Raw genomic sequence first — 9327 nt, 5'->3', positions numbered from 1 at the left:
ACCATCTCATCAGAAATGGATCATGTGAGCACAAGTGATTATTCACAGCCCCTCAACGAGCTTTTGAATAATGAATTAAGAGCATTTTATTCCACATTGGTTGAGGGCTTGCCTTGCAAAAGAAAGTTAGTATTTAAAATGATTAAGGAAGATAGCCTCAAGATAGCCGAAGTAGCTAAACTTTTAGAAATTACCGAAAAAACGGTTAAAAAGCATTTAGAGCTTGCCATTAAGGATATGAGATTAGGAATTCAAAGCTACCTAGAGATCAATGGTAAAGAAAAGAAAATTGCTGAGGAAAAGAGAAAGGTGGAAAAAGCTTTCGTATAAAAATTTTAGCCTGAAATTGCTGATTTCTTTTTTTGTTTTTAAGGTTAGAATACTCATTAACAGCTAACAATAGGTTTTGTCTTATATTTCTTCAGTTTACAGTTTCATACCCTAGATTACCTTACAAAAATTATTAATAAAAATAATTCAACCCGTTACGCCTTTTCTTTGCTAAGGTTGTCTTTATATATGTGAGACAGAACGAAAATAAAATAGATGTCCTTCTGGCAAAAATGCTGGCCCGTACCGCAAGCAAGGAGGAAATTGAAGAGTTAGAAGTTTGGGCTTTAGAAAGTAGGGAAAATTATGAAACCTTAAAAACCCTAAAAAAATTATGGAAGGAACAATCTCTTGCTTCCAAGAAGCCTATCTCCAAATCAAAAATTGATGACATCTGGGAAAAAGGAATGGTAGAAAAGAAGGAAAATTCTTTCTCATACAATACTTTCTTAAAGTATGCCGCTGTTATATTGTTTATTTTTGGGTTTTACAGTGCTTTTTATTATTTTGTTGCAGCAAACCAAGAAAAAGAAGAAGATAAGGTAATAGAATATACAGTTCTCGCCAATCCTGCCGGAAAGAAAACCAAACATACACTTCCTGACGGATCAGTGGTATTTTTAAATTGTTTTTCTAGTATCAAATTTATAAAAGCATTTAATAGTGAAGAGCGGATGGTTTATCTGATGGGAGAAGCCTATTTTGAAGTAGCTAAAAATGTAAACAAACCATTTATTGTAGAAAGTAATGGTGTAACCACCAAGGCACTCGGAACCATTTTTAATATTAATGCCTATCCGGGCGATGAAACAATGAAAATTTCCCTTTTTGAGGGAGAAGTAGAAATTCAAAACCCAACCAGCGAAAAACTACCCATATTACTATTACCGGGAAAAGAATTACAAGTGGATAATATAAAAGATTCCTATGTAAAATCATCCTTTAACCCTGAATTGGTGGCAGGTTGGAAAGAAGGGAAACTTGTTTTTGAATATGCTGATTTTATGGAGGTAAAGGTAAAACTTGAACGTTGGTTTGGTGTGGATATTAAGGTAAAAGGCAGAAAACCCAATGACTGGAAAGTGAGCACTGTTTACAAAAAGGAATCTCTTAAAAATATATTAATGGACTTGCAATACGCTAAACAATTCGCCTATGAAATAAACGACGATCAGGTAACAATTCAATTTTAAACCCTCAGAACCAAAGGCTTAATGCTTTGAAGTCTCTGAAACTTTTATCAGCAAATGTTTAAAAATTTATTTTGCTAAATCTTTTAATGCCGATACAGTATTTTAACAAGTTAAATTATGAGAAAAAAACCTTTACCACTAATTCTAAAAATGACAAGGTATGTCATGCTTGGTTTTTTGCTACAATTAGTTTTCTCCAATGCACTGCATGCAGAAAAAATTGAAGCTAAAAAAATCAATGAAGTATTTGTAAGTATTTCCTTTAACAAGGGAAAACTGGTTGATGTATTTAAAGAAATTGAAGATCAGTCCGAATTTCATTTCACAGTACATGAAAACGATGAATTCTTACATGAGCTAATCTCTATCCATCACAAGAAAATCTCTGTAGAGGACGCTCTTTTGGAGATCAGTGAAGATACAGGATTGGCCTTTCAGCAGATAAACAATAATATTTCTGTACGCCGTCATCGCAATAACAATGAAGGTGAAGAAAATACAGAAGATGCCCCAATAGATATTAAGGGACAAATTACATCAGGAACGGACAACCTTCCTTTGCCGGGAGTTGCAGTTAAGGTAAAAGGAACTTTGCAGGGAACCATTTCTGATTTTGATGGCAATTACAGCATTCGGGCTGATGAAAATGCTATCCTTCAGTTCAGCTTTATAGGTTTTGCTACTTTAGAAGAATCAGTTAATGGACGGTCAATAATTGATGTAGTATTGGAAGAAGACCAGCAAAATCTTGATGAAGTGGTGGTCACTATCAAGCAGCAAAAGAAAAAGCTGGGTTATGCTACACAGGAGGTAAATACCGAGGTTTTAGGTGAAGCAAGAACCATGAACCTTGGTAATGCACTTTCCGGTCAGGTAGCAGGTTTAACGGTGACCAATCCTACGGGTATTTTCCAGTCGCCATCATTTTCTTTGAGAGGTAAGACTCCATTGATTGTATTGGATGGAATTCCTGTAGAAACCAATTTATTTGACATATCTCCTGAAGACATTGAAAGTATCAACGTGCTTAAAGGTGGAGCGGCTTCGGCACTTTATGGTGCAAGAGGGAAAAATGGAGCCATCTTAATTACAAGAAAAAATGCTTCAAAAGAAGGACTTACTGTTACCGCATCTACCAGTAATATGGTAACAGCAGGATTTACTGTATTTCCGGAAACCCAAACTGAGAACGGTAATGGTTCCAATGGTAAGTATGAATTCTGGGATGGTGCAGATGGTGGTATTTCCGATGGGGACATGATTTGGGGTCCTAAATTTGAACCAGGTGTGATGGTTCCTCAATGGAACAGTCCAATTAGAAATATACAAACTGGAGAAACGGTTGATTGGTATGGAAATGTAGCCGGTACGATTTACGATGATAAGTCCTTGTATGAAAGGGTACCGACTGAATGGAAAAGACATGACAACCTAAATGACTTTTTGAAAACCGGAGTGGTTTCAAAAAATGATTTTTCCATTGCTTATCAAGGTGAAAAGTCCAGATTTTACTTTTCCGGGAATTATTCCTATCAAAAAGGGCAGGTTCCTAATACGGCGCTTAATACTGGTGGTTTGAATTTCAATAGTTCTTTTGACCTAACGGATAAATTGACTTTAGATGCAACTTTAAGTTATAACAAAGTTTATTCTCCCAATTACCCTAGGTATGGTTATGGACCAAAAAACCATATGTATACCATTTTGATCTGGATGGGAGATGATGTGAATGGTCAAGATTTAAGAGATCATATGTATGTACCCGGACTAGAAGGGTACCGACAAGCCAATTACAATTATGCCTGGTATAATAATGTATATTTTGCCGCTCATGAGTTGAACCAACAGCACAACCAGAATACCCTTGATGGTAAGTTAAAGTTGAATTATCAGGTTTCAGATAATTTTAATATTCAAGGTAGGGTTTCTGCCAGAGAGTACAGGGTATTTTCTGACATGCAAAGCCCAAAATCTTACATGAACTACGGAGATTCAAGAAATGGGGATTACAAAATGTGGAACAATAGCCGTTTGAACTTGGATACGGATATTCTTGCTTCTTATAACAAAACTGTTAGTGATAATTTTTCTTTCGCGGTAAATGCCGGTGGATCTATATTTTATAGAACATATCAGCAAGAGTATGCCTCTTCTGATGGCTTGATAGTTCCCGGTATTTATAGTTTAAGTAATACACAAGGACCTGTGCAGGCAAGCAATTATTTTGATGAGAAAGCCATAAGAAGTACCTATGGTTCGGTTAATTTTGATTTTTGGAATTCAATATTTTTGAATTTCTCCGGTAGAAATGACTGGTCATCCACCCTGCCTACTTCTACCAATTCCTATTTTTACCCTTCAGCATCTTTGAGCGCTATGCTTTCAGAATTTGTTCAATTGCCAAAAGCAATGGATTACCTGAAGGTTTACAGTTCTTGGTCACAGGTATCTAGTGATTTAAGTCCTTACAGTATTTACTCTACCTATCAAAAAGGTGTTACTTATGGAGCTACTCCTTCTGTTTACTATCCATCAGGTTTGGTAAACAACAGCATTATGCCTGAAAAGTCTACTACATTTGAGGCTGGTTTCTCCACTTCTTTTGCTCAGAAAAGATTTACATTTGAAGGTACCTATTACAGGATTTTGGATGAAAATCAAATCATTGATTTAAGTATTTCTGAAGCTTCAGGTTTTAGTTCTAGGAAAGTTAATGGCAATGAATACACTACTCAGGGTTTAGAGGCCATGGTTAATTTCAGCGCCATAGCACAAAGTAATTTTTCATGGGATATTGGGCTTAATTGGACCAGGTATGTGAAGAAAATTACCGAAATCTATGCCAACAATGAGAAATTCGGAAATCTCGTTGTGGGTGATAGGTCTGATGCGTATTACGCTACTGTTTGGCAGAAAAGTGCTGACGGCCAGGTGATCCTTGATGCCAATACTGGCTTGCCTACCAGGGATCCATATCCAACTAAAATTGGTCATCTGAATCCATCATGGAGATTGGGTCTTCAAAATAAGTTTAAGGTAGGAGATTTTAGGATTGATATGGACATAGATGGTGCTTGGGGTGGCCTGATAAGATCCCTGACCATAGAGAAAATGTGGTGGGGTGGTAAACATCCAAACTCTGTATTGTACAGAGATGAGGAATATGCGGCAGGGCAACCTGTATACGTACCTGAAGGTGTTGTGGTAACCGGAGGTGAACTAGTAAGGGATGTAAATGGAGCTATTATTACTGATAGCAGAGAATATTCTCCAAATACAACTGCTGTTAGCTGGCAAACCTGGTCACAAATTTATCCCTATAGAGCTCAAGTTACCGAGGAAGAAAACTCGTTTTTCGCGAATGTATATGATCGTTCTTACTTTAAATTAAGGAGATTATCAGTGTCTTATGACTTGATGAATATCATGACTTCAGAAAAAATAAAGAATCTAGATCTATCTATATATGGTTATAATCTGGCCATGTGGAAAAAGATGCCTTTGTTGGACCCTGACTATGGAAATGATAACAACTTGCAGGACCCTTCTTCAAGATATGTAGGTTTCACGCTACGAGCTACCTTTTAATAGATTTTCCGGACTAAGTAAAAATAGATAAAATGAAAAATATATTAGTTATAGGTTTATTGTTGATTGGGCTGGCCTCTTGTCAGGACTTGGAGGAAATGAATATCAATCCTAATTTACCGACAGAAACGCACCCCCAACTATTGTTGACCAATATTGAATGGGATGTATTCAGAGATTCTCGGGGGACTTCACCATTATATGCATTGAAAATGCTAGTGCAGACAGATGGTGAGAATACCAACCAGTATTATAAGTGGGATAGGGGAAGCTACGGTTCTTACGGAACCTTGAGAAATGTGACGAAAATGATGGAAGAAGGAGAAAGAATTGGAGAGCCTACCTATGTAGCCTTGGGTAAGTTTTTTAGGTCTTACTACTTCTACAACCTTACATTGACGTTTGGGGATATTCCTTATACTTCTGCTTTAATGGGGGAATCAGAACAAGATTACCAACCAATTTATGACGATCAGGAGACTGTCTTCGAAGGGATTTTAACGGATTTGGAGGAAGCAAATGATCTATTGGCTGCCAACAATATCATTATTGCAGGAGATATAATTTATGATGGAGATGTAAATAGCTGGAGAAAGCTAATCAATGCTTTTCGTTTGAAGGTTTTGTTGACCTTATCTGAAAAAGACGGAATGAACGATGGAAGCGAGTTTGCCTCGATTTATCAAAATGAACCGCTGATGGAAAGTGTGGAAGAAAGTGGGCAATTGGTCTTTTTAGATCAGCAGGGCAACCGTTACCCTGATTTTAATTCCAGTGGTTTTAGCTCTGGAATGTACATGGATTCCACGTTTATTCAGCGACTTCAAGACCGTGAAGATCCAAGGTTGTTCATTTATAGTACCCAGACCAAATCCGCTAAAGAAGCAGGGAAAGCGCTAAATGACTTTTCTGCTTATGAAGGAGGAGATCCGGCAGCACCCTATGCTGAGGTAAATGAAAAAGCCACAGAAGGGAATGTTTCCAAAGTAAATGACCGGTACCATAAAGACCCTGTAAATGAGCCTTATGTGCTTTTAGGCTATTCCGAACAGCAATTGATCTTGGCGGAAGCAGCCACTAAAGGATGGATCAATGCAGACGCAGGCATGTTATATGAATCCGGTGTTAAGGCTTCTTTTAAGTTCTATGAAATGTATGCAGAGAACTATTCTTCCTATGTAGGAGAAACGAATGCAGAAGACTACCTGTCCAAGCCCATTAATGATTTTGCAATGGCTCAGACTGAAGAAGAACAATTGGAGTTGATTATCATGCAAAAATACTTGCAATCTTTCTTCCAATTGGGATGGACTTCATTCTTTGATCACTTGAGAACAGGTGGCTATCCTTCCTTTAGAAGGCCAGCAGGGGTGGAAGTTCCTTACCGATGGATATACCCTCAATCTGAATACAATTACAACGCCAACAATGTAACGAATGCCATTAGCAGACAGTTTGGTGAAGGTAATGATCATATCAATGAAATGACTTGGTGGCTGAAATAATATAGCTATCCATTAAAGTAAAAAGGAGGAAAATTGCCAACATACCGGTAGTTTTCCTCTTTTTTTTGTTTAGATTCCTACCTGTCCGTGTTTTTTTAATGAGGAAGGATGGTATATTTGAATATGTACAGCAATGGTTGACAGAGGATGGGAAATGCTGGTAGTATATTAAATTTTTGACCTTTAAGAAGCGTATAGACCGTTGTGAATAAACATCTTTTAATGAACAATAACCCCATTAATAATTTGAAAAAGCTATTGCTATTGACCATTTGTCTAGGCAGCCTAATCGTTGCCGATGGCAAATCGGTTTCCCTACAGAATCCCCCTGAGCAACCCAATATCCTTTTGATCTATGTAGATGATTTGGGCTATGGTGATATTGCCGGTTTTCCGGGTGCCAGTGGGAAATCAATTGCGGAAACCCCCAATATTGACCTTCTCATTAAATCAGGTATGAGTTTTACGAATGCCTATTCCTCTGCACCATTATGCTCACCTGCCAGGGCTGCTTTGCTAACAGGGAAATCTCCTGCAAGGCTTAATTTTGAGTTTGTGACCAAATTCAAAGAAGATAGTCTGGATTGGGAGGATGAACGATGGATAGCCCTTTTTAAAAATAAAAAGCTTATTTCTCCCCCTATTACCTTAAACCTTCCCCTAGATGAGGTTACTGTGGCAGAAGGACTTAAAGGGCTTGGTTACGACACAGGTATAGTGGGAAAGTGGCATGTGGCTTCCCATAATAAAGTTTACAAGGGCTGGAGTTTAACTCATGGTCCTGCACAACAGGGCTTTGACACGGCAAAAGAAACCTTTGGTTCGCATCCTTATAGTGGAACTAAGTCATTAACAGAACTTAAAGAAGGGCAATATCCTGAGGATTTATTAACCACTGAGGCGGTAAAATTCATTGAAAAAAAGCGCGAATCCCCCTTTTTCTTAATGGTCAGTCATTATTTTGTTCACACACTGCACCTGAAAGGTTTAGAATGGATTGAGAAAAAATACAAGGCAAAAGCCAAACGAAATTTAAGTGAAGAAGAGCTTCGATATGCCGCCAATATAGAATTGCTGGACCATTATGTGGGCCAGGTAATGGAAGCCCTCGATAAATCAGGGCAAAGGGACAACACATTGGTAATATTTACTTCAGACAATGGAGGCCATCCTAGGTATGCCTCTCATGCACCCTATAGAGGGAGTAAATGGAATTTATATGAGGCAGGTATTCGAATACCCATGCTTGTTTCCTGGCCTGGGAAGGTTGCTGCGAACCGTATTTCAGCCAGTCCTGTAATTCAAACTGACTTTTGGCCAACTTTTATGGAAATTGGGGGAGCAAAGACGATAAATATGGAAAAGCTGGACGGGCAATCCATTATTCCATTGTTAGTAGGAAAGAATATAGCAAGAGAAAAGCCCTTGTTTTGGTATTTTCCTTACTACCACCCAGAGGGGAAAAAGTACGATGAAGCTTTGGAGGATATTGGGGTGGAAGATGGTAAAGCCAGTCAGACTAGACCTCAAGCGGCTATCCGTAGGGGACAGATGAAACTGATTTACTTTTTTGACAGAGACCAAGTGGAGCTTTATGACCTTAAGCATGATCCCGGTGAATCGATTGATCTTAGCATGGCTCGCCCCTGGGAAGCTGATAGAATGAAAGAAGCGCTTTTGGATCGGCTGTATGCATCCAATGCGCGTTTTCCACGAATTAATACACAAACAAACTTAAAATAATGAAAATAGTAGCGATTCTAATAACAGTTTTATTTTCCGGTTTTGGCTTGGCCGCTCAGGAATTTGATGATTCAAAAGTACCCGGTGTAGTAGTGGCCTATAGCCCTGCTTCCTCAGGTAAATACATCGGATCTCCAAGTTTGGCCATTTTACCTAATGGGGATTACGTAGCTTCTCATGATTATTTTGGACCTGAGTCCAATGAACATGTGCGTGCAACCTCTAAAATCTATAGCTCTAGCAACAAAGGGAAATCCTGGGAGGTAATTGCTGAAATAGATGGCGCATTTTGGTCCAAACTTTTTGTGAACCAAGGGACACTTTGGTTAATTGGCCCGGACAGACATCATGGGAATACGCTTGTGAGGCGCTCAGATGACGGTGGAAAAACCTGGACAAAACCCACCAATGGAAGCAATGGGCTTATCCTTGAAGGGGAGTACCATTGTGCACCAATGCCAATTATCGAGCACAATGGCAGAATTTGGAGAGCCATGGAAAGTGCCATGGGCCCAATCAAGAAATGGGGAAAAAGGTACGGTGCTTTCATGTTATCAGCCCCTGTGGATGCGGATTTATTAAAAGCAGACAGCTGGACCAGCAGCAATATTCTATATTATGACTCCACTTACCTTGATGGTAATTTTGGTGGCTGGCTAGAAGGCAATGCTGTAGTGGATAGAGAAGGGCAACTTTGGGACATTTTGAGAGTTGATGACCGATCTACATTGGAAGAAAAAGCTGCTATGGTAAAAATAAGTACAGATGGCAAAAAAGCTACTTTTGATCCGGCAACCGGTTTTATAGCTTTTCCTGGAGGAAGTAAAAAATTTACCATCCGATTTGATAAGAAAAGTAACTTGTACTGGACCATTGCCAATGTTATTCCGGAAGCAATTAAACAGTCCACAGACCGAACCAACCCAGCAGGTATCCGGAATACTCAGGCCTTGTTCTCTTCTCCTGAT

At 38.7% G+C, this 9327-nt stretch carries 6 protein-coding genes; all 6 read left to right on the top strand.

Translation table 11 applies throughout. The features are described from left to right. Positions 1–330, top strand: a 330-nt coding sequence (locus tag AAC037_RS11905; protein ID WP_339903208.1) for a sigma factor-like helix-turn-helix DNA-binding protein, incomplete at its 5' end; no start/stop codon positions are given. Between the two features lie 191 nt (positions 331–521). After that, positions 522–1523: a FecR domain-containing protein gene (locus AAC037_RS11900; RefSeq protein WP_339903207.1), complete on the top strand. Its 1002-nt coding sequence runs from the start codon at positions 522–524 to the stop codon at positions 1521–1523. Positions 1524–1640: 117 nt separating this feature from the next. Further along, on the top strand, positions 1641–5111 hold the full coding sequence (locus AAC037_RS11895; RefSeq protein ID WP_339903206.1) for a SusC/RagA family TonB-linked outer membrane protein: 3471 nt from the start codon (positions 1641–1643) through the stop codon (positions 5109–5111). Between the two features lie 32 nt (positions 5112–5143). Beyond that, entirely contained in the window at positions 5144–6616 is a 1473-nt protein-coding gene (locus AAC037_RS11890; protein ID WP_339903205.1) for a SusD/RagB family nutrient-binding outer membrane lipoprotein, read from the top strand. Between the two features lie 222 nt (positions 6617–6838). Then, entirely contained in the window at positions 6839–8359 is a 1521-nt protein-coding gene (locus AAC037_RS11885; protein WP_339903204.1) for a sulfatase, read from the top strand. Beyond that, positions 8359–9327 (top strand): exo-alpha-sialidase (locus tag AAC037_RS11880; protein WP_339903203.1); only part of this gene is annotated, 969 nt, incomplete at its 3' end. The genes AAC037_RS11885 and AAC037_RS11880, both read left to right, overlap by 1 nt.

The sequence above is a fragment of the uncultured Cyclobacterium sp. genome (genome assembly GCF_963976465.1).
In the GTDB taxonomy this organism is placed as follows: Bacteria; Bacteroidota; Bacteroidia; order Cytophagales; family Cyclobacteriaceae; genus Cyclobacterium.
Note: the sequence above shows the minus strand (reverse complement) of the source record. Positions and strands in the feature narration are given on the sequence as shown.